16 protein-coding genes and 1 tRNA gene are annotated in these 22521 nt (G+C 33.5%); 13 read left to right on the top strand and 4 right to left on the bottom strand.

Going from position 1 to position 22521, the window contains the following annotated elements:
• Positions 1-211: 211 nt before the first annotated feature.
• Complete coding sequence (locus ACUSJC_RS00085) at positions 212-1090, bottom strand: helix-turn-helix domain-containing protein (RefSeq protein ID WP_449267511.1); 879 nt, start codon at positions 1088-1090, stop codon at positions 212-214.
• 171 nt (positions 1091-1261) lie between these two features.
• Between ACUSJC_RS00085 and ACUSJC_RS00080 the strand changes: the two genes are divergently transcribed.
• From ACUSJC_RS00080 to ACUSJC_RS00050, 7 genes are read left to right on the top strand one after another with little or no spacing between them, the layout of a single operon-like run.
• The gene (locus ACUSJC_RS00080; protein WP_449267510.1) at positions 1262-2389 is read left to right on the top strand and encodes a glycoside hydrolase family 26 protein; all 1128 of its coding nucleotides are present in this window, start codon (positions 1262-1264) and stop codon (positions 2387-2389) included.
• A gap of 7 nt (positions 2390-2396) precedes the next feature.
• Positions 2397-4223, top strand: a complete 1827-nt coding sequence (locus ACUSJC_RS00075) for a sodium:solute symporter family protein (protein ID WP_449267509.1) — start codon at positions 2397-2399, stop codon at positions 4221-4223.
• 30 nt (positions 4224-4253) lie between these two features.
• Positions 4254-5423, top strand: a complete 1170-nt coding sequence (locus tag ACUSJC_RS00070; protein ID WP_449267508.1) for a glycoside hydrolase family 130 protein — start codon at positions 4254-4256, stop codon at positions 5421-5423.
• Positions 5424-5432: 9 nt separating this feature from the next.
• The gene (locus ACUSJC_RS00065) at positions 5433-6626 is read left to right on the top strand and encodes an AGE family epimerase/isomerase (RefSeq protein WP_449267507.1); all 1194 of its coding nucleotides are present in this window, start codon (positions 5433-5435) and stop codon (positions 6624-6626) included.
• Between the two features lie 11 nt (positions 6627-6637).
• Positions 6638-7666, top strand: a complete 1029-nt coding sequence (locus ACUSJC_RS00060; RefSeq protein ID WP_449267506.1) for a carbohydrate binding domain-containing protein — start codon at positions 6638-6640, stop codon at positions 7664-7666.
• The gene (locus ACUSJC_RS00055; protein WP_449267505.1) at positions 7666-8802 is read left to right on the top strand and encodes a glycoside hydrolase family 26 protein; all 1137 of its coding nucleotides are present in this window, start codon (positions 7666-7668) and stop codon (positions 8800-8802) included. Before ACUSJC_RS00060 ends, ACUSJC_RS00055 begins: the two co-directional genes overlap by 1 nt.
• Positions 8803-8839: 37 nt before the next feature.
• Positions 8840-10123, top strand: coding sequence for a glycoside hydrolase 5 family protein (locus tag ACUSJC_RS00050; protein WP_449267504.1), 1284 nt, complete (start codon positions 8840-8842; stop codon positions 10121-10123).
• Between the two features lie 189 nt (positions 10124-10312).
• On the opposite strand, the gene bglX is transcribed toward ACUSJC_RS00050, so the two are convergent.
• Genes bglX through ACUSJC_RS00035 form a run of 3 tightly spaced genes read right to left on the bottom strand, consistent with a single transcriptional unit; the run spans position 10313 to position 15049 of the window.
• Entirely contained in the window at positions 10313-12598 is a 2286-nt protein-coding gene (bglX, locus tag ACUSJC_RS00045; protein ID WP_449267503.1) for a beta-glucosidase BglX, read from the bottom strand.
• Positions 12595-13968: a sialate O-acetylesterase gene (locus ACUSJC_RS00040; RefSeq protein ID WP_449267502.1), complete on the bottom strand. Its 1374-nt coding sequence runs from the start codon at positions 13966-13968 to the stop codon at positions 12595-12597. Before ACUSJC_RS00040 ends, bglX begins: the two co-directional genes overlap by 4 nt.
• Complete coding sequence (locus tag ACUSJC_RS00035; RefSeq protein ID WP_449267501.1) at positions 13961-15049, bottom strand: GDSL-type esterase/lipase family protein; 1089 nt, start codon at positions 15047-15049, stop codon at positions 13961-13963. Before ACUSJC_RS00035 ends, ACUSJC_RS00040 begins: the two co-directional genes overlap by 8 nt.
• A 213-nt stretch (positions 15050-15262) precedes the next feature.
• Here ACUSJC_RS00035 and ACUSJC_RS00030 point away from each other — a divergent pair, with 213 nt between their 5' ends.
• The 6 genes from ACUSJC_RS00030 to ACUSJC_RS00005 all read left to right on the top strand — a co-directional run.
• Positions 15263-16072, top strand: a complete 810-nt coding sequence (locus ACUSJC_RS00030) for a universal stress protein (RefSeq protein WP_449267500.1) — start codon at positions 15263-15265, stop codon at positions 16070-16072.
• 287 nt (positions 16073-16359) lie between these two features.
• Positions 16360-16433, top strand: a tRNA-Arg gene (locus tag ACUSJC_RS00025).
• Positions 16434-17071: 638 nt separating this feature from the next.
• A complete protein-coding gene (locus ACUSJC_RS00020; RefSeq protein ID WP_449267499.1) occupies positions 17072-17740 on the top strand; it encodes a class I SAM-dependent methyltransferase in 669 nt (222 codons plus the stop codon).
• Between the two features lie 585 nt (positions 17741-18325).
• The gene (locus ACUSJC_RS00015; RefSeq protein WP_449267498.1) at positions 18326-18778 is read left to right on the top strand and encodes a hypothetical protein; all 453 of its coding nucleotides are present in this window, start codon (positions 18326-18328) and stop codon (positions 18776-18778) included.
• Between the two features lie 334 nt (positions 18779-19112).
• A complete protein-coding gene (locus ACUSJC_RS00010; protein WP_449267497.1) occupies positions 19113-19253 on the top strand; it encodes a hypothetical protein in 141 nt (46 codons plus the stop codon).
• A 967-nt stretch (positions 19254-20220) separates the two neighbouring features.
• A partial coding sequence (locus tag ACUSJC_RS00005; RefSeq protein WP_449267496.1) for an immunoglobulin domain-containing protein occupies positions 20221-22521 on the top strand: 2301 nt, incomplete at its 3' end.

The raw sequence follows: 22521 nt of genomic DNA, 5'->3' as shown, positions 1-22521 counted from the left end.
AAATTTGTTAGTTAGTTAGTAATTTAATAAAACAAAATAAATAACTGTTTTTTTTACAATATCAATAATTTAACAATCTCTTTATTGTTTATTTACAAATTTATAGCTCTTACCAACTTAACTTTAATATTATTTTATCATTTAATTCTATTATTTTCACGAAAATTTTAACGAAATTTTAAACTTAATTTATGATAAAATAGTATCATACTTATAAAAAGCGCTTCATTCCATTAAACTCTTCCCTATATTGACTAGGAGTTGTATTCTTTTTACTTTTAAAGATCCTATTAAAATTAGCTATATTATTAAACCCCGCTTTGTATGCAATCTCTGCTATACTTAAATCTTTTTCTATCAACCACCTAGAAGCATAACCCACTCTTATATCATTAAGATAATTCACAAATGTCTTATTAGCTCTCTTCTTTATAAATCTATTAAAAGAAACCACACTCATAGAAAGCATCTCTGCAACTTCATCTAATGATATCTTTTGAGAAAAATTTTGCTGTACATATTCATAAACTACTTTCATTTTATCATCTTCCTCAAAATTAAAATTATCAACAGTATAAGTGGATAACAAACGTTGATTTCTCGAATTAGCCATATCATATAGAATAGACAAAAACTCTAAAAAATTATCAATCCCATCTAATTTTGACAATTTTTTCAATCTTTCCCCAATATCTAAAGCTGTTTTTTGAGAGAACAAAATACCATGTATTGATTTCTCTAACATTTCTTTTATCGACAACATAACTCGTCGGGATAAAAAACTTTCTTCAAATAAATCATTGTGAAACTGAATTGTAATCTCATGGATTCGTCTAGACCTACAATTATGCGTTTCCCAGCCGTGGTGTAAATTAGGACCAACCAAAACCAGTTCAAATTCTTCTATCTCTTCAATATGATCTCCCACTACTCTTTTTACCCCACTTCCATTTTGAATAAAGTTGATTTCATACTCAGGATGATAATGTACCGGAAAGTCAAAGCCATCTTTGATTCTATCAAAAACCAAAAAACTATCTCTTTTAGATAATGGGGTTACTTCTCTATGAAATTTATATGAGTCACTCATTTTATTTATTTTTTTGCAATTATATGATATAATTTTGACAAAATAATATTACCTACATATAGATTAACAAAATTAATTTTGAATTTTACAAAATCATTATGCTTATTTTTAATTATTTTAAAAATATTCGTATGTTTTTTACTCAAAATTTAATTTTATCACGTTTACATCATGAAACACAAGAAAATGCTTTCAAAAATATTATTACTAAGTTCCATCGGTTTTTTTTCTTGCAGTTCTGTAAACAACTGTGATGTAAATGCTAATTCAGAAACTAAAAAACTTTACAATAATCTCATTGAATTAAAAAATGAAGGTTTTATGTTTGGTCACCAAGACGATTTAGCCTATGGTGTGAATTGGAAATATGAGAACGAGAGAAGTGATGTTCATGATGTTGTTAATGATTACCCGGCGGTATATGGTTGGGACATCGGTAGAATAGAAAATGACAGCGATAAAAATCTTGATGGTGTTCCTTTTTCTAAAATGAAAGACTATATTAATGATATTCATAAAAAAGGCGGTATCAGTACCATAAGCTGGCATGTAAATAACCCTTTAACCGGAGGAGACGCTTGGGACACAACACAAGGCACTTTAGCTTCTGTTCTTCCGGGCGGTATGAAACATGATGTCTTTAAAACTTGGCTCGATAAAGTTTCCGTTTTCCTAAATAGCCTTCAAACAGATGAAGCAAAAAAAATACCTATACTCTACAGACCATATCATGAATTAACCGGAAATTGGTTTTGGTGGTGCCAAAATAATGCAACACCTGAACAATTTAAAGAGCTTTGGATTTTTTCTTTTAATTACCTAAAATCTAAAGGGGTAAACAATCTAATTTATGTTTTCAACACTGCAGATTTCAATACTTACGAAGATTTTGAAAAATATTATCCGGGCGATCGATATGTAGACATCGTGAGTTTTGACGCTTATCAATACGGTATTCCTACAGATAGTGCAGTTTTCATAGATAAATGTCAAAGACAATTTAAAATCATGAATGATTTTGCCTTACAACATCATAAACTAATGGCTTTTGCAGAAACAGGTTATGAACAAATCCCTGATAAAAATTGGTGGACAAATGTTTTATTGAAAGCCATTGGAAACTATAAAATCTCCTATGTATTAGTATGGAGAAACCACGGTTGGCAGGAAAAAGAGCAAAAAATGCACTATTATGCTCCATATAAAGGTCATCTTAGTGAAGAAGACTTTAAAAAATTCTATGAATTACCTGAAACTCTTTTCCAAAAAGACATTTCTTCTAAAAACTTATACAACTAATTAGACTATGCAATTACTTAATACAATAGATTTTTTAATCATTTTAGCTTACTTGGTTTCAATTGTCGCAATAGGCTTGATTCTTAGAAAAAAAGCAGAACAAAGTAAAGACGATTACCTCTTGGGAGGAAAATCCATTCCCTGGTATCTTCTAGGATTATCGAATGCCTCCGGAATGTTTGATATTTCCGGAACAATATGGCTAGTTACCTTATTGTTTGTATATGGAATCAAAAGTGTCTGGATTCCCTGGTTATGGCCTGTTTTTAATCAAATTTTTTTAATGGTCTATTTGTCCAAATGGTTAAGAAGGTCTAATGTAACAACCGGCGCTGAATGGATTGAAACCCGATTTGGGCGAGGAACAGGCTCTAAACTATCTCACATGATCGTTGTCGTATTCGCTTTAGTTGTTTGTTTAGGATATTTAGCCTATGGTTTCATCGGTCTTGGAAAATTTGTAGAAATATTTTTGCCTTGGAATGTTATCAGTAATTATATTCCTTTTTCCATTTCTGCAGAATATGCGCCTCACTTTTATGGTATTATTTTCACGCTATTTGCTGTCTTTTATTCCCTTTTAGGTGGAATGTCAGGAATTGTTTGGGCAGATGTAGTTCAGTTTGCAATTATGACAGTAGCTGCTTTTGTAATCGGCTACTTAGGTTGGCAAGCAGTAGGTTCTAACTCACTTCACGTTCCTGAACATTGGATGAGTCCCTTTAGTGGAGGATTGAATTTAGATTGGTCTAACATCATACCTGAAGTTCAGGATAAAATCAAATCTGATGGCTTTGGACTATTTTCAATCTTTCTCTCTATGATGCTTTTCAAAGGAATTCTGGTTAGCGTTGCCGGTCCAGCCCCTACTTATGACATGCAAAAAATACTTTCTACTAAAAATGCTGTTGAAGCTTCAAAAATGAGCGGATTTGTTTCGGTTATTTTAATGCCGATACGCTATCTTATGATTGCCGGATTTGCTGCTTTGGCCTTAGTATATTACGAAAAAATCAATATTCAAACAGCCGCCGGGTACCTGGATTTTGAATTAATTCTGCCTTCAGCAATCAAAACATTTGTTCCGGTTGGGCTTCTTGGTCTTTTATTAGCAGGATTAATCGCTGCTTTTATGTCAACATTTGCCGGAACGCTCAACGCTGCTCAAGCTTATATCGTAAATGATATTTATTTAAAACATCTTAAACCTGAAGCATCCCCAAAACAAATTAGAAATACGAACTACATAACAGGAATCATTGTAGTTATCATTAGTATTATATTAGGACTTTTTGCTAAAAACGTTAATTCAGTTCTTAATATCATTGTTTCAGTTCTCTATGGTAGTTATGTAGGTGCTAATATCTTAAAATGGCATTGGTGGCGCTTTAATGGTGAAGGATTCTTTTGGGGCATGTTATCTGGTTTAGTTGCCGCTTACTTTACCCCTATGTTATTTCCGAATGTAAATGAACTCTATTTATTCCCTATACTGTTAATAGTTTCTCTTACAGGTTCTATAATAGGAACGTATAGCTCTAAACCAACAAACGAAGACATTTTAATCCAATTCTATAAAAATATCAGACCTTGGGGTTTTTGGGGACCAATCAAAGAAAAAGTTTTAATTGAAAATCCTGATTTTAAATCAGATGCTACCTTTGGTCGCGACATGTTTAACGTCATAATCGGAACCGTTGCGCAAACATTATTAGTACTAATTCCGATGTTCTTAATTTTTCAACAAACCGTTCCGCTTATCATTTGCTCAATAGCGTTGATTATATGTGGAATTCTACTTAAAAAATTCTGGTGGAATAACCTTACTGAATAAAGAATAACCTAAAATATAGAAATAAAGAAAATGAAATTTATAAGTAATCTAAGCGAACTGAAAGCAGATCATGAAGCTTTTTTAAGCATACCTAACGAACCTTATCAGGATTCAAATGGAATTTATACTCGTTATAAAAATCCCATTGTAACTAATAAGCATGTCCCTTTAGAATGGCGCTATGATTTTAATGCAGAAACAAATCCTTTTGGCATGGAGCGTATTGGCTTCAATGCTACATTTAATGCCGGAGCTATGAAATGGCAAGGAAAATATGTGCTATGTGTACGTGTTGAAGGTAATGATAGAAAATCATTCTTTGCTATTGCAGAAAGTCCGAATGGAATCGATAACTTTAGATTTTGGGAAAAACCTTGTGTTATTCCTCAAATCTCCGGAAATCCCGATACTAATGTTTATGACATGCGTTTAATACAACATCAGGATGGCTGGGTTTACGGAATTTTTTGTACAGAAAGAAAAGACCCGAATGCTCCAAAAGGAGATACTAGTAGTGCAATTGCTAATGCCGGAATTGTTCGTTCAAAAGATTTAATCCATTGGGAACGCCTTCCGGATCTAATTTCTAATACCGGTCAACAACGTAATGTTGTTCTACACCCTGAATTTGTAAACGGAAAATATGCGGTATACACACGTCCACAAGATGGTTTTATAGATGTAGGTTCCGGAGGCGGTATTGGTTTAGGTTATATTGAGAATATGGAAAATCCTGTAGTTCAGGAAGAAACTATTATTTTTTCTAAAAAATACCATACTGTTTACGAATTGAAAAACGGATTAGGTCCGGCTCCAATCAAAACTGAAAAAGGATGGCTTCATCTTGCACATGGAGTTCGTAATACTGCTGCTGGTTTGCGCTATACATTGTATGCTTTTATGACCGATTTACATGATTTAGGAAAAGTTACCCATGTTCCGGCAGGTCATTTTATGGCTCCCATTAAAGAGGAACGTGTAGGTGACGTTTCTAATGTTTTATTTTCAAATGGCTGGATTGCAGATGAAGACGGAACTGTTTATGTATATTATGCTTCTTCAGATACACGCATGCATGTCGCTAAAACTTCAATACAGCAACTAGTAGATTACGTTATCAATACTCCGGAAGATACTTTTATTTCATCAGGATCTGTTGCTACAATCATTGATCTGGTAGAAAAAAATAAAAATTTATAATAGCTTTTCATGGATATGCTAGCCGAAAGAAAAAAAAACTTAAAACAAGAAGTCAGAGAAGAACTTAATAATATTCTGAAGTATTGGAAAAACAATACTTCAGATACTGAAAACGAAGGATTCATCGGTCAGATAGACGCTTTTGAAAACAAAATTTTTTGTTCTGAAAAAGGCTCAGTTCTTAATTCTCGCATCTTATGGTCTTTCTCTGCCGCATACCAAATTACAAAAGATCCTTCTGATCTTGAAACAGCTACAAAAGCATATCATTTTATCAATACCTATTTTATTGACAAAGAATTCGGAGGGGTTTTCTGGAGTATTACATACGACGGAAAACCTTTCCAAACTAAAAAACAAATTTACGCTTTAGCATTCACTATTTATGGTTTAGCCGAATATTACAAAATCACCCAAAACGAGGAAGCTTTACAATTAGCCATCTCACTTTTTGAAACCATCGAAAAGTATAGTTTTGATCCCATAAATAAAGGGTATCTGGAAGCTTTTACAAGAGATTGGAAAGAAATTGAAGACTTACGATTGAGTGCTAAAGACGTTAATGAAAAGAAAACTATGAATACGCATTTACATATCGTAGAAGCGTATGCCAACCTATATTTAGTTTGGCCAAATGAAGTTCTTAAAACAAAAACCGAAGAAATCCTTAAAACTATTAATCAGTATTTCATCAATACAGAAACAGGTCATTTGCGTCTTTTTTTCAACGAAAACTGGATTGAAAAACCAGATGTTGTTTCGTATGGACATGATATTGAGGCTGCTTGGTTATTACTTTGGTGTGCCCAAACTATTCAACATCAAGAGTTAACAGACATCTATAAAAAACATGCCGTACAAATGGCTGATGCTACTTTTGAAGGAATTGATGATGATGGCGGACTTTGGTATGAACTTGAACCTCATGAAAACAAATTAATTGCCGAAAAACACTGGTGGCCGCAATCTGAACTGTTAATAGGAATGATTAATGCCTGGGAATTAACACAAGACATAAAATATTTTGAATCAGCTGAAAAAAACTGGGAATTTATCAAACGTTTCATTTTAGATAAAAAAAACGGAGAATGGATTTGGGGAATCAATGCTAACTATAGCAAAATAAACAAAGATAAAGCCGGTCTGTGGAAATGTCCATATCACAATTCCAGAGCTTGTATAGAACTCATTAGCAGGTTATAAAAAATAAACTTATGAAACATTATATCTTTTTCTGCATTTTGTCTCTTCTTTCTCTTTTTTCCAATGCTCAGAACATGGTCAAAAACGGAAGCTTTGAGCAAGATTTACAAGATTGGAACGGATCAGTCGCTACAGTTTCTCCATACGATAAAAAAGTGGGTAAAAATAGTTGCATGATCAACCAATTTACCGGTAAAGAATGGAAAGGAATCGACCAAACCATTAACATTCCAAAAGATACTTATGCTTTACAATGTAGTATCTGGATTAAAACAGATGCCATTTCAGGAGGAGCAAATGAATATAATGCCGGTATAATGACCGTAGAGTTTATGACTTCTTCCGGAAAAAATATCAGCTACGAAAACATAGCACAAGTTAAAGGAACTACTCCGTGGACAGAATATAAACAAACGCTTTTAATTCCTGCAGAAGCTAAAAAGATCAGAATTATGCTGGCTCTTGCTCAAACAGAAGGAACCATATTATTTGATGAAGTAAAAATAAACAAGATCACTGAAGATGAATACTTGTCCATAATGCAGAAAGAAGCCTTGAAAAAGAAACAAGAAGCCTTAGCAGAAGCTTCTAAACCTGCTTTTTTTCAAAATGGTGATTTTGAAAGCCAACTTGAACACTGGGCAGGAAAAGCTCAAGTAACAGATAAGAGTCATCAAGGACAATTTGCAGCACTTATTTCTTCTTCAACTAACGAATGGACAGCTATTGACCAAGCAGCAGATCTTCCCGAAGGAGCCGGAAAAATTCATATTTCAGGCTGGTTAAAAGCAGAAAACATTGTACAAGGAAAAGAAAACTGGAACAATGGAATGTTTATAATAGAATTTACCAAAGACGGAAAAAACAAAACCTCAGAAGATCAGCTTATAGGCACAGTAACAGGTTCTAATGATTGGTTATATTTTGAAAAAACATTGAGCATTCCTAAAGAATCTAAAAAATTCAGAATCATGTTGGCACTGAGTAATTGTACCGGTAAGTTATATGTGGACAATATTCAAATTAAATATTTCAGATAATGAAAAATATTTTTTGTCTTTTAATGCTCATTTCCTGTTTATCATTTTCTCAAGACACCAATTCTCTTGTTGATGAAAATGCTAGTAAGGAAACTCAAAATCTGTTTCGGAATTTAAAAAAGCTTGCCCAAACAAAACAAACTCTTGTAGGACAACAAGATGCTTTTAATTCCTACTATTTTGATATTGGCGGAAAATCAGATATTCAAAAAACAACAGGACAAAATCCTGCGATATTGGGGCTTGACTTTGCTTTTATTACTTCAGATGAAAATAACGAAAAAGGAGACAACTGGTTTTACCAACAAGAACTGAAAATACATAAAGATGCAGTCCAGGCTTATGAACAAGGAATGCTCGTTACTTTTTGCTGGCATTTACCTGAACCTTTTGAAGGTAAATCTTTTTATACCAGTGAAATGGCTGATTTCCAAAAAGAAAATGCTTTGAAGAGCATATTACCCGGAGGAAAAAATCACGATTATTACAAAAAGAAACTAGATAAGATCGCTAGCTTCCTATTACAGCTTAAATCTAAAAAAACGACGATTCCTGTCATATTCAGACCTTTTCATGAACTTGATGGCAACTGGTTTTGGTGGGGCAGCAACTATTGCTCTGCTGAGGAATATAAACAGCTCTGGCAATTTACCGTAACTTACTTACGTGATACAAAAAGCGTTCATTCTATTTTGTATGCCTTTTCTCCTGATTGTACTTATGAAACAAAAGAACAATATCTAGAACGCTATCCCGGAGACAATTATGTTGATATCTTAGGAATTGACGATTATGAAGATTTTAACCAAAAAGGATTAGAAGGGGTTAAAAAAGCTCAGAAAAAACTAAAGATGCTTTCTGATATTGCTCTGGAAAGAAATAAAATAGCTGCTTTAACAGAAACCGGTTATCGAATTACATTTACCAATAGCCCTATCAATGGTTTCTTTTCGGAAAATATATATAATGCCATTAAAGGCTCGGATAGTTCAATTGCTTATGTAATGTTTTGGACTAATACTAAAGACGGCTATTATGTACCTCAACCCAATATGCCCGATACTCAAGATTTTATATTATTCACTAAAAATAAGGGAATTATTCTTCAAAATGATCTCCCTAAACTATATCAATAAATTTTTACTTGCTTGTAAACTTCTAAAAATGATTCAAATGAAAAAGCACTCCTTTTTGCCCCTTTTACTCATTCTTACTTTGGCTTCTTGTGCTACAAAGCATAAAGATTTTGTGACTATTAAAGAAACAAAGTTTATTAAAAACGGAAAGCCCTATCATTATGTAGGAACCAATTACTGGTATGGAAGTTTACTGGCTTGTAAAGAAGCAGATCAAAATCGCTTGATACAAGAACTAGACGATTTAAAATCCAATGGTATTGTGAATTTACGGGTAATGATTGGTGCTGAAGGCGGAGATCAGGATTACACTGTTAGAGAACCGCTACAACCTCAACAAGGTGTTTTCATTGAATCGCGTTTAGAAGGTCTTGACTTTTTATTGGTTGAAATGCAAAAAAGAGATTTAACAGCCATTCTTTATTTTACAAATAACTGGGAATGGAGCGGCGGAATGGCAAAATATTTAGAATGGAATGGATACGGTATAGTTCCTAATCCTAATATAGCGCCTAATACATGGCCGCAGTTCATGACATATACTTCTCAATTCCACTCTTGTGAACCTTGTAAAAATGCCTTGAAAAAATATGTTGAAAAAGTAATTACCAGAACCAATACGATCTCAAAAATAAAATATTCAGAAGATCCTACTATCATGGCATGGGAAGTAGCCAATGAACCTCGTGTTTTTACAACAGAAAATGAGCAGGCTTTTACAAATTGGTTAAACGATTTAACGGCTTACATTAAATCTTTAGACAAAAACCATTTGGTAACAACAGGATCAGAAGGAAAAGCTGGTTCTAACGATGATTTAGCAACTTTTGAACGTACACACAACAACCCGAATATTGACTATCTAACCATGCACATTTGGCCTAAAAATTGGGGATGGTACAAAATAGAAGATGAAGCCAATTCTACTCCTATAGCTATTCAAAACACTATAAATTATATTGAAGAACATATAAAAGTGGCCGAAAACTTGAAAAAGCCCATTGTTTTAGAAGAATTTGGTTATCCAAGAGTTCAAGAAAGTTTAGACCGAAAGGCTTCAGCACAATACCGCAATCAATTCTATCAAGCTGTTTTCCAACGCTTAGACAATGCGATTAAAAATAACGAACCTTTTGTTGCTTTAAATTTCTGGGGATATAGTGGTTTTGGTAAAAACAATCCGAAAAACGGCAAATGGAATATCGGCGATGATTATACTACTGATCCGCCACAAGAACCGCAAGGATTAAACTCTGTTTTTGCTTCTGAAAAAAGTACTTTAGATATTATGAAATCATTTAATTCTAAATGGAATAAATAACTAGTTGACTAGTCCTAAAAAAACGATACAGAATTATAAATCAAAAAAAACAGTAGCAGACTATTTGTCTGCTACTGTTTTTTTTGATTTATAATAAGAGTTTACTTTGTTGTATCACCATTTCAGGACGGACAAAATAAAAAAAGGATTGGCACTTAACCAATCCTTTCTTTTTCAAAACCCTAACAATTAATAGTATAAATGAAAAACACTATTCTTTACATTAGAAGAACTAGTTCCTATAAAAATTTCAAACTTCCCTGCCTCAACTGTGAACTCTCCTTCATTAGTATAAAAACCTAATTCTTTTTCCGTTAAAACAAATTCTACTTTTTTCGATTCTCCTTTCTTAAGCGAGATCATTTCAAATCCTTTTAATTCTTTTACCGGACGCGCTAAACTCGCTGTTACATCACGAATATATAATTGTACTACTTCTTTACCATCATAATTTCCGGTATTCTTAACTGTTACCGAAGCTTTTATTGATTCTCCTTTTTTATAACTTTCTTTATCAAGAGTTATTTCTGAATACTCAAAAGTGGTATAACTCAATCCGTGACCAAAACTCCAAAGCGGTGTTTTTTCTACATCACTATAATGTGTCCAGAATACATTATTATCTTTATCGGTTGGTCTTCCCGTAGCATAGTAGTTATAATAAATCGGACATTGTCCTACATTTCGCGGAAAAGACATAGGTAACTTTCCGCTAGGATTATAATCCCCATAAAGTACTTGAGCAACAGCATTTCCTGTTTCAGTTCCTAATTGCCATGCCTCCACTATTGCCGGAATGTTTTCAGCAGCCCAAGGCAAAGCTAATGGTCGTCCGTTGTTCAGAACCAAAACAATATTAGGATTCACTTTATATACTTCTTCTAGAAGTTCTTGCTGCACACCCGGAAGTCCAAGTTCTGTTCTACTTCTTGCCTCTCCTGTTTGGAAGCCGTGTTCTCCTAAAACCATTACTACTACATCACTATTTTGAGCTGCTTTTATAGCTGCGTCAAATCCACTCTTGTCAGTTGTATTGATCTGAACTTCCTGAATAAAACTTACTGCACCAACAGCTACATCTGCTCCTTTTTCATACACCAGTTGGTTACCTGTATAGTGCTGCATTCCTTCTAAAACAGAAACTGCTGTTTCATCATCCGATGCTATGCGCCAACTTCCTAACGGACTGCTTTTATCTGCTGCTAAAGCACCTATCAAAGCAATTTTCTTCCCTGCTTTAGGTAAAGGAAGCAACTGATTTTCATTCTTTAACAAAACAATTGACTTTTTAGCCATATCCAATACAGCTTCTTTATTTTCTTGGCTTCCAATAACTTTTTGTTCGCGTTTTTCATCACAATAGCGATAAGGATCGTCAAATAAACCTAATTCGAATTTTACACGCAGAATTCTTCTAACTGCATCATCAATTAATTTTTCATCTACTTTCCCTTCTTTTACCAGTTTTGTTAATTCGTATACGTATAAATGAGATTCCATATCCATGTCGGCTCCTGCTTCAACGGCTTTTAGAGAAGCTTCTGCCCCATCTTCTGCAAATCCCCAATTAATCATTTCTCTTATAGAAGCCCAATCTGTAATTACAAACCCATCAAAGTTCCATTTTCCCTTTAAAATATCACGTTGTAAAAATTTACTTCCCGTAGCCGGCACACCATTTAATGTATTAAACGAATTCATAAACGTTCGAACACCCGCATTTTTAGCCGCTTCAAACGGAGGTAATACCAAATTATACAACGTTGAATTTCCTATGTCTACCAAGTTGTATTCTTTCCCTGATTCCACAAAACCATAAGCTGCAAAATGTTTAGCACAAGCTGCAATGGTATTAGGTAAAGCTAAATCTTCTTTTGTTTCACCTTGAAACCCTTTCACTCTTGCTTCGGCTACTTTACTTCCTAAAAAAGGATCTTCTCCGGCTCCTTCCATTACTCTTCCCCAACGAGCATCTCTGGAAATATCTACATTAGGTCCGAATGTCCAGTTAATTCCTGAAGCCGAAGCTTCGCTGGCAGCTACCTTAGCTGAATTCTTTATTGCTTCCATGTCCCAACTTGCCGCTTCTGCTAATGGTATCGGACTTAATGTTTTATAACCATGTATTACGTCAAAGCCAATGATCAACGGAATGCCTAACCGTGTTTCTTCTACGGCTATTTTTTGTACTGCTTTGACTTCTTTTACACCTCTAACCGTTAGCATAGAACCGACCCATCCTTTTTTAAGATGTTCATATTTCAGTGCTTCTGATCCTCCTTCCGGAGCCGGACCGGTTACATCCCAAAACCCATTGTATTGATTCATTTGACCTACTTTTTCTTCCAAGGTCATTTTTTGTAATAACTGTTCTATTCTGGTTTCAATAAGTTCTTGTTGTTTCATCTTCTTTTTCTTTTGTGCATGGGCATAACTTCCCATAATAAGTAAGGTTAAAATAATCGTTCGTTTCATGGAATAGTGATTTTAAAAGTAGAAGCAGGTAAATCCGCTTCGTTGAACAAATTAGACTGAATAGCATTTCCCCAAGCAAAGCGAACATATTTAGGTTGTTTCACTTTACTACAAGTAACCATAACTTTTCCATCTATAATTTTGGCTTTTGCCTGATAAAATACTTCATCTTCTCCTGCTATCTCAAATAAGTTTTCTTTTGTTGTGAAATGTAGTTTTTCATTATTTAAAAATGTAAGTTCTACTCCTCTTTTTCTTATTTTGGCATCACTTATAAGCGGGCTTTCGGCTGTTCTTTGCAATATTTTATAGTGCTGTTTTAAAGCTATATCTGCTAATCGGATTCCTACAGTTTTTTTATTGGTCGGATGAATATCATTTAGAATAGCGACATCGCTAATAACTGCCATTCCTGTTTTTGGTAAAGCCAAAACTTGTCGTTGTAAATCACGAGTCATTGCAGCATACGTTCCTTCTCCTTCATATTGATAAGGAGCAATCTGTACATAATAAAAAGGTAGTTCTTCTTTCCAAAGTTTTCTCCACGATTGAATCAGTTGTACAAATAGTTCTTTATATGTTGATTCTCCTACATTACTCTCTCCTTGATACCACAAAAAACCGGCTATTTTATAGCCCATCAAAGGATAAATCATAGTATTAAATGTTTTTGACGGTGCTACCGGACAATATTCCGATGTTTTACGTTCTATTGCTTTCGCATAGAATGGTTGATCTTCTGTAAAAAGATCTTTTGGCATCCAAACTTCGGCAGGTGTACCACCCCAAGCTGAAATTATTAATCCCACCGGAACATTGGGTTTCATTTCCTGAATTCTTCGGGCAAAATAATAAGCAACTGCACTATTTTTTCGCATGGTTTCCGGTGTACAAGCTTCCCAATTACCCATCGTATTTACTTGCGGATAATCAGCTGTAACTTTAGCAGTTCTGAAAAAATGAATCTGCGGAAAATTGGCTTCTGCTATTTCCTTTTCTTTATTGTCAATTCCCCAATCTGCTGTCATTTCCATATTAGATTGTCCGGAGCAAAACCAAACTTCTCCCAGCAATATATCGGTTAGACGCAAGGTATTGTATCCTTTTATTTCTAACTCATAAGGACCACCCGCTTGTACTGTTTCTATAACAAGTTCCCAATACGCATTAGCATTGGCTTCAATTTTATATTCTTTTTTATTCCAAGATGGAATTATAGTAACTACCTCTTTGGGATTCGCCCAACCCCAAATCTTTACTTGTGCATTTTGCTGTAAGACCATTCCATCTGAAAAAAAGGACGGCAAGCTTACTTCTGCATTCATCACCTGTATCAAAAACAAAGTAAAAATTAAACCGATCTTATTCATTTAGCAATTTTTTAAAAGTTGATTCTAACTGTTGTGCCATGATTTTATGATCTTCAATATCCGGATGATAGTCACAACCTTTGGGCTGCATAGGTTGATATTCAAAAATCGTAATGGGTTGATGAGTTGTATCTGCTTTAAAAGCATCTTTAACTTTTTCTAAGCAAGTCATAAAAATATCATTCTTAACCCCTGAAACCATAGGGCTATTCAGTAATACAATTCTTGTATTAGGATAACGTTTGTATATTGTTTTTACGAAATTGATATAATTGGCTATATATTTTTCCTGATTAAAAGGTAAACGCTCTTTTTTTCCGTCACCATCTGATAAATCATTAGTTCCTAAACAGATACTAACCAAATCAGGCTGAAAATCAGTATTAAAGGCTTTAGCTGTATTTTTATCTAAATTCAGATTGCCATAAACATCCGGTAGATTAGGTTCTAACTCGTGTTCATCATTCCAATTGCGATACATGCCATAACCGGAAACAGAGCTCAATAAGAAATCTGCATTTAACTTTCGGGCTAAAACAGGACCATAAGCCCAATACGCATTATGTTGGTCAAACCAAAAATCGGTACTATGACAAGGTATCGATAAATCATTCCCCATTCCACAAGTAATGGAATTTCCTACAAATTCAATTCTTTTTTTAGATTCTGATGAAAAAGGAACTAAATTAGTAATGCTTGAGCCGTCAAACAATATTTTACCGTTAGCTGCTTCAGTTGCTTTAAAAATCTTTACATGATGAATAGCTTCTTTTGGCTCTTGTATTACAACGGGTTCTTTTGCTTCTACTTTAAAACGGCCTTTATATACACCGTCAACTTCCAAAACATAATAATTATGATGTTTCCATGTATCTATACTTTCTAATGTAAACTCACAATTTTTACCTTTAAAACTAAATTCAACCGAAGAAGCGGAACCTAACAGATATACTTTTTTATCTGAAACAGATTTTGTTCTGCCTTTTGACTGAAATAAAACTTTAGTATCTATAATTTCATTTTTAGCTGCACATCCTGCTACCAAAAATGCTAAAATAAGAACGATTCTTTCTACTTTCATTTATAACAAATTTACGAATCATAAAATTAAGTTTATTTTGAGAGCTTAAATAATACAATACAGTCAATTTATTATTAAAAATTAAACCAAATCTTCAAAAAATAACTTTATCTTTTAATTCTTAAAAAATACTTTTTTTAACGTCAAAAATTCATTTCTAAAGGTTAAAATGTCTAAATTTGATATAGAATTTAATCCTAATATAAATATACCATGACTATAATTGCCACTACTGATTTTTCTGATATTGCCCAAAATGCTGTACAATATGCAGCTGCTTTAGCAAATGCAATAAAAGCAAAACTTGTTTTATTTAATGCTTTTACTCCTCCTATTCACGCTGCCAATGCTCATTTATCGGCTGATACCTTTCAAAAACTTTTAGATAGTAATAAAGAACGATTAAATGAATTAGCAATTGAGTTTAAAAACAAATATCAGTTAGAGATTGAAACAGAAAGTAATTATTCATTTATCGAAGAGCATTTAACGGCTCTTATTGAAAAATATCAGGCTGATATTATTGTTTTCGGAATGGCAGAGAAAAGTATTGAGCAGGAACTTATGGGAAATACAACGACTTCTGCTATTAAAAATATTGATATTCCAATTATTTCTGTACCGTTGCAGGCTAAATTTAATGGTTTAGCCAAAATGGTTTTTGCTTGTGATACTCGTGATGATATTCCGGAACATGCAAAAACATTGGTTCGTTCGATTACTAACCCATTAAATACCGAAATAGAAGTATTTAGCGTAGATACTACTGTTGAAAACATCAAAAAGCAACCAAAAGAGGAAAGAAACTTAACTGATGAAACCTTTACTTATTTTTACAAAAATGTTCAATCAACCGAAGTTTTAGATGCTATTAGAAAAGAGATTAAAGATGTTAATGCTGATATATTGGTGATGATGCCTAAAAAATATGGCTTTTGGGGTTCTATGGTTCATACCAGTAAAACCAGAGTAATGGCTTCCGGTTTACACATCCCTTTATTTTCAATTCCGGCAAGTTTATAATAAAAAGGCTGTCTCAAAATCAAATGAACAGTAATGTTTAAACCATTTTACTTATTTTGAGGCAGCCTATTCATTTCAGTATTACAGATTATGAATCTTTTTAAATGCTGTAATCATTGAATCGCTCTACTTTTTTATTTATTTCCATTTTTTTATTTGTTTTTTTAGCTATACTAAAACACTAAATATCAACAACATCGTTTTTCACGCTCATTTTTTTATTATTTTTTTGTTTTTTTGATTTGCAAGTTTAGGATTTATACCTATATTTGCACCCACAAAACAAAGGCCTCGTGGCGCAACTGAATAGCGCATCTGATTACGGCTCAGAAGGTTACAGGTTTGAATCCTGTCGAGGTCACAATTAAATCCCCAATCCCTTATAAAACAAGGATTTGGGGATTTTTATTTTTAAAGGATTTCAAAAAATGAATTCGAACAATTTTGATTAATGAAAAACACGAATTTTGCAAGCGAATTGTCTGAATTATTAATAGAAAATAAGTAACGCATAAACTTGGGAAAAATTAAATGCACTTGCGGAAATATAATATCTGATTCTTTTGATTATTCTTTATACAAAGGGCACATAATTCCTGATAGAAATTGGGATGCCTTTTGAACTGCAATAGATTTTGCAATTGAAAAATCAGAGCCATCTGAAAAGGAAAAAGAAGAAGCTTGTATGAAAATAAGAACAATGAGGTTTTTTGATTCAATGTTGGAATGCATTGAATGCGGAAAATTATATACCGATGATGGAAATGGAAATCTTGTATCATATTCTCCTGACTCAAAGAAGTACAATGGACTATTTAAAAAAAATAAGTAACCACAACGTATAACCACAATTACTGCTGATTAGACTACGTTCGAATCTACTCGGAGTTGCTAACACCCGTACTGGATTGAAAAAATGTAACTTTACCCCATAACTGTTAAGTTATATGAGACCATTAGCAGTCATTATAAACTAACATTGTGTAAACAACAGACAAAATGAACAAAGTAGAAATATTTGAAAACGAAAGAGCAACAGGCTACGATCAGTTTGTAGAAACTTGGATACCAAACTATCATTATTTTTTAGACCGCTTGCCTAGACTTTTACGCGAAACATACAAAAAAGATTTATTAGTAGTTGGTTGCGGAACGGGAAACGAAATAGAGCGGTTTGTAAAAGCCCCCGAACACTGGACAATAACAGGTATTGACCCATCGCCTGACATGATAAAACAAGCAAAAGACAAACTTCAAACTTACGACAACATTACGCTAATTGAAAGTTTGGTTTCTAAACTTGATACTGAAAAAAAATATAGCGTTGCAACACTTTTATTAGTCCTACATTTTCTTGACGACAATGGTAACAAATTAAACTTACTAAAAGACATTGCCGACAGATTGGTTTCGGGTGCAACATTTGTAATGCTTGATATTACAGGCGACAAAAAACAAATCCGACAAAACCTAAAAGTTCTCAAGCTTCTTTTACCAGAAGGCTTAGACGAAGAACAAATAAACAATCGACTGAATAGAATAGAAAACGAACTTTTTGCTGTTTCAGAGCAACGCCTTTCGGAATTATTGCAAGAAGCAGGTTTTGAAGCACCGATTCGCTTTTTCCAATCGTCAATTTATATGGGTTGGCTGACAAAAAAGAAATGAACGAACTGAATAAAAAACAACGAACCGTCAACATTGAGCAAAATGTCAATATTAAATCCATTCCATTTAGCTACTCTGTACCAATCCGAAAAGTAAGTCATAAAGCCCTTCACTGACAGATACACGTAGCATTATAAACAATTATTATGAAATAACACATGCTGACAATATTGACTTATCTTCTTTGTGTTGCCATTCACAGTCACTTGTATCAAACCTAACAAAATTGAAAATAAACCATTAAAACCGTTTTTAATTGAGTTAAGAAAGAATTTAAGACATTGGGGGCGGACGAAAATCATTACTCATATCCCTTGAAATTATTTTTATTATTATTTGGACAGCGAAAGCGAAGAATAATCAGTTTATAACATCGTTTATAAATCATAGCTAAGTTTGCTCGTATTTTCAGAGTTTTGCATCACCAGTTTACTTTGTTTGTGTCTACTAAAATTCGAAATTAAATTCTATATTTGTTACAGTTCAGTCTGTATTTTTCGCCATAATTTTATAGTTGAAGCCTGTTGCAGTACATCATGACGCAACTAAATCTGAAAAAGTGCATCTTATTAAAAAAATAGAAGTATGAAGTATCAATTTTTAGCAATACTAACTTTACTTATCGGATTTGCTTCTTGCAATAACGATGATGATAATTGTACAGACATAACACTAAATACAGCAAGTCTTGAGTCTGAATACGATTGTATAAACACAAAATATCAGATGGAAATTAACTTATCTGAAGATTATATGATTATCAATAACCAATCTGATTTTGACGAATTAGTTACTGGAAGTTGCCAACCTGCAATTGACTTTTCCACATATGATCTAGTTATTGGAAAAAAAGGACTTTCAAATGGAAACGTCTCCATCAGTTACGAACTGATTCAAAAATGCACTGATGGGAATCAAATTTTAACGGTCACTTTCAATCAAAACGAAACAACTGAAGCTCCGAATTTAACTTATCATGCTTTGATACCGAAACTTGAAATTGGTCAGGAATTAAACGTTGAAATAATAATTAATTAATAGTGCACTACAACAAATATCGTTAAAAGTAATTGACTGTTTTCGATTACTTCTGAAAATTCTCATGGATTTCCAGTTTGAATTTAGCCCTAACCCTAACCTCCACAATTTTATAGCCAAGGATCGTCGTTAGCGGCAAGCTTAACCGAACAGAACCCCACAAAGACAAATGACAGAGAATTTAAAAATAATACAGACTACTGAACTAAACGAACAAGCAAAAAAACAAGTATTTGATTTATGAAATACTGAATATCCTGAAAAACTTGCTTACAATAGTTTGACTGAATTCGAAAATTATCTACAAAACCTTAATAATCATAAGCATTTTTTATTGACAAGTAACATAGACTTAATTTTAGGTTGGGCTTTGACATTTGAAAGAGACAATCAAACATGGTTTGCCATCATTTTATCAGAAAAAATAAAAGGAAAAGGTTTAGGACGAAAAATGCTTGACGAGCTAAAAAAATAGAACATATTTTGAATGGTTGGGTAATTGACCACAACAATGACAGAAAGAAAAACGGTCTAATATATGTTTCACCTTTGAAATTCTATGAGAAATGTGGATTTGAAATTCAGAATTATATGAGGCTTGAACTTGACAAAATTTCAGCAGTAAAAATAAAATGGACAAATGAAAATGATAAAGCCAGCCCCTAACACGGATTTTGCGTAATGTTAAAATAAACGAAAATCAAATAAATAAAATCATAGAATCTGAAATTTGGGAAGAACCTATAAGAGAAGATAAATGCAATGCTTTAAATGAATATATTCCATCTTTATCGGTAAAAATATCTATTTTACTCTTCTATTAATCATTTTTTTCAAGTCATTCTTCTTAAGAAAATGAACTTCATCATCATTAAATATTATATCTCCTCTCTATGTTAAAAAAAACAAATAACTGATTAACAATGGAATACACTTAAAAATTAATGAAAAAGAAATATTTTATAGTTTTTAAGCTAATACTGAATAACCTATTCATGATGATTTTTTCTTGATTTATTTATTTTATCGAGTTTTATGGTCTTTAATCGATTTTTTAATACTTTTCAATTTAAAAAAATATTAATCGAAATAATTTTCTTATATTAGTAATGTTCTAGAACTAATTTAAACTATGCCCTAAATCCTAAGAATCGTAAAATTTCCCTTCTAAAGTGATTGAAAACTAATTTAAACTAATGCTTATGAAGAACAAAATTTACTCTCGAAACTTAAATAGCGGAAATATTTTCCTCCTATTTAATCTTAAAATGTTTGGAAATTCACAATTAACATTATTACACTACTTTTCTACTCTTAAAAAGTTCCTCCAACAAAAATTAAACGATAACAGATCGTTACTTCCCGACCTTTCATCTAATCTTTTTAGAATCTTCGAAAATAATCTAACTTATAGTAGCACTATATAATTAAAATATAAAGTTATGAAAGTTATTTTTAATTACTTTTTTTCAAAAGTAACAGGTATCCTTTTGCCTTCACTTTTCGTAATTATATTTCAATATACTGACCTCCAAGCACAATGTCCTGCTAATTCTGACAGGATTTATGCAACTAGCGACGATTGGACTTCTTTAGGTGGATTTCTATCAAACGGAGTTTATGGTTTTGATGCTAATCCTTCTACCGCTGCCAACATTACAACTGTAGTGGGGCTTGCCGGATTAGGAGGCGGTTATTATGATTTATTCTTTGACCAAACTTTTCCTGCAGGAACACCTGTAAGTATAAAAATGGGAAAACAATATAGTGGTCTAGGCTTAATCTCAGGCTTCTTAGTCTACGGTTTAAATGCTAGTGGTAATTCCATAGGTTCAGGAGACTCTGTTGACGCTGGTATTATCAACTTACTATCAGCCGATTCTGCCTTCGAATTCACTTTTGTTCCACATAACTCATCCGGAAACCAACCCTATTCCGGAGTACGCATTTATTTTGGCTCCTTACTTTCTGTAGCAGATACATATAAAGTATATGAAGCCTACGTGAAACAATCCAGTACTAGTTTAGACTGTTCCTCATTTCAATTTGATTCTTATGATGATGACGGAGACGGTATTGATGATTTGAATGATGGTATACAAGCTACAGATCCATACGTTCGCAAAGATGTACAAGACTTATTTTATGGTGTTGAAGTTTTGGCGGGATTAGATGCCTTAAGCGCTACTGCTTCCGTTGTACATCCATTCTATGCAGCTGATAATGATTTGGATACATATGCTATTCTCAACAGAGGCGTTGCCGTCCTCAATAATGCCCTAGTTAGAGTGGATTTTAAATCAGAAAGTCTAATTGGAGATGAAATAGAAATCATTTTATCTAGGTCAGACAATGGAATGCTTCAATTAGGTTTAATCAATGGAATGCAAATTAACTTATACCATCAAGGTTCTCTCGTTATGGGACCAATCACTAATACTGATCTAATATTAAATTTAGAACTCTTAAACCTTGTCAGTAGTAATGATGAAGTAGCTTCAATTACTTTGACTCCTCCTATGGTATTTGATCAGGTAACGGTTAGTTATGGAGGTGTTGCTAATGTGTTAGACGCAATAAGAATTCACGAGATCAATAAAAAATCAGTCATAGAGACCGTTGTTGCACCTAATGTTTTCGGACAAGTTGAATTATGTGCTAAAGATATGTTATCTATACAGATGCAAGACAATTGTACTCATTATGAAATATTTGATAGTACTAATAATCCACTTACTACAAGCAATAATTATGATTTTGAATTACCAGAAGGTTTAACAGAAGGAGATTATACCTTTTATATACAAGCTATACGACAAGGATGTGAGCTTGGAATACCTCATGAAATTACAATTCATATCAATCCAAATGCATTAGATACAGATATAGATAATGTTTTAATCAACGGAATGCCGGAAACTGATTTATGTCTTGTATCAAATTCTACAATAATTCTTAGCACACAACTGAGTACTATCAGTACGATTACAAACCCAACCTTTATTTGGTATGATAGTAATGGAGATATGATTTCAGGAGGTGAAAACGGCATATTAGATCTAGGAAATCTATCAGCCGGAACCTATACTTACGGCGTTTCTGTTCAAGGAGACAGTGTTTGCCCTAATCTTAATCCGAATCAAATAACTTTTACAATAAACGACGAACCGACTCCGACTACAACCGATGCTGCTCAACAATTTTGTGCCTCAAACAATCCAACAGCTGCGGATATTCAAGTAAATGAATCATCGGTAGTTTGGTATGATGCTCCAACAGGAGGTAACGTTGTTGATCCTACTACTGCCCTTACTGACGGAACTTCATATTATGCAGCATATCAAGGAACTACTTGCGAAAGCAGTATGAGATTACAAGTGGATGTGACCGTTAATGACGAACCGACTCCGGCTACAACCGATGCTGCTCAACAATTTTGTGCCGCAAACAATCCAACAGCTGCAGATATTCAAGTAAATGAATCATCGGTAGTTTGGTATGATGCTCCAACAGGAGGTAACGTTGTTGATCCTACTACTGCCCTTACTGACGGAACTTCATATTATGCAGCATATCAAGGCGCTACTTGCGAAAGCAGTATGAGATTACAAGTGGATGTGACCGTTAATGACGAACCGGCTCCGACTACAACCGATGCAACCCAAGAGTTCTGCGCTGCTAATAATCCGACTGCTGCGGATATTCAAGTAAATGAATCATCGGTAGTTTGGTACGATGCTCCA

This window comes from Flavobacterium sp. U410, from assembly GCF_053570605.1.
This window is presented reverse-complemented; position numbering and strand designations above follow the sequence as displayed.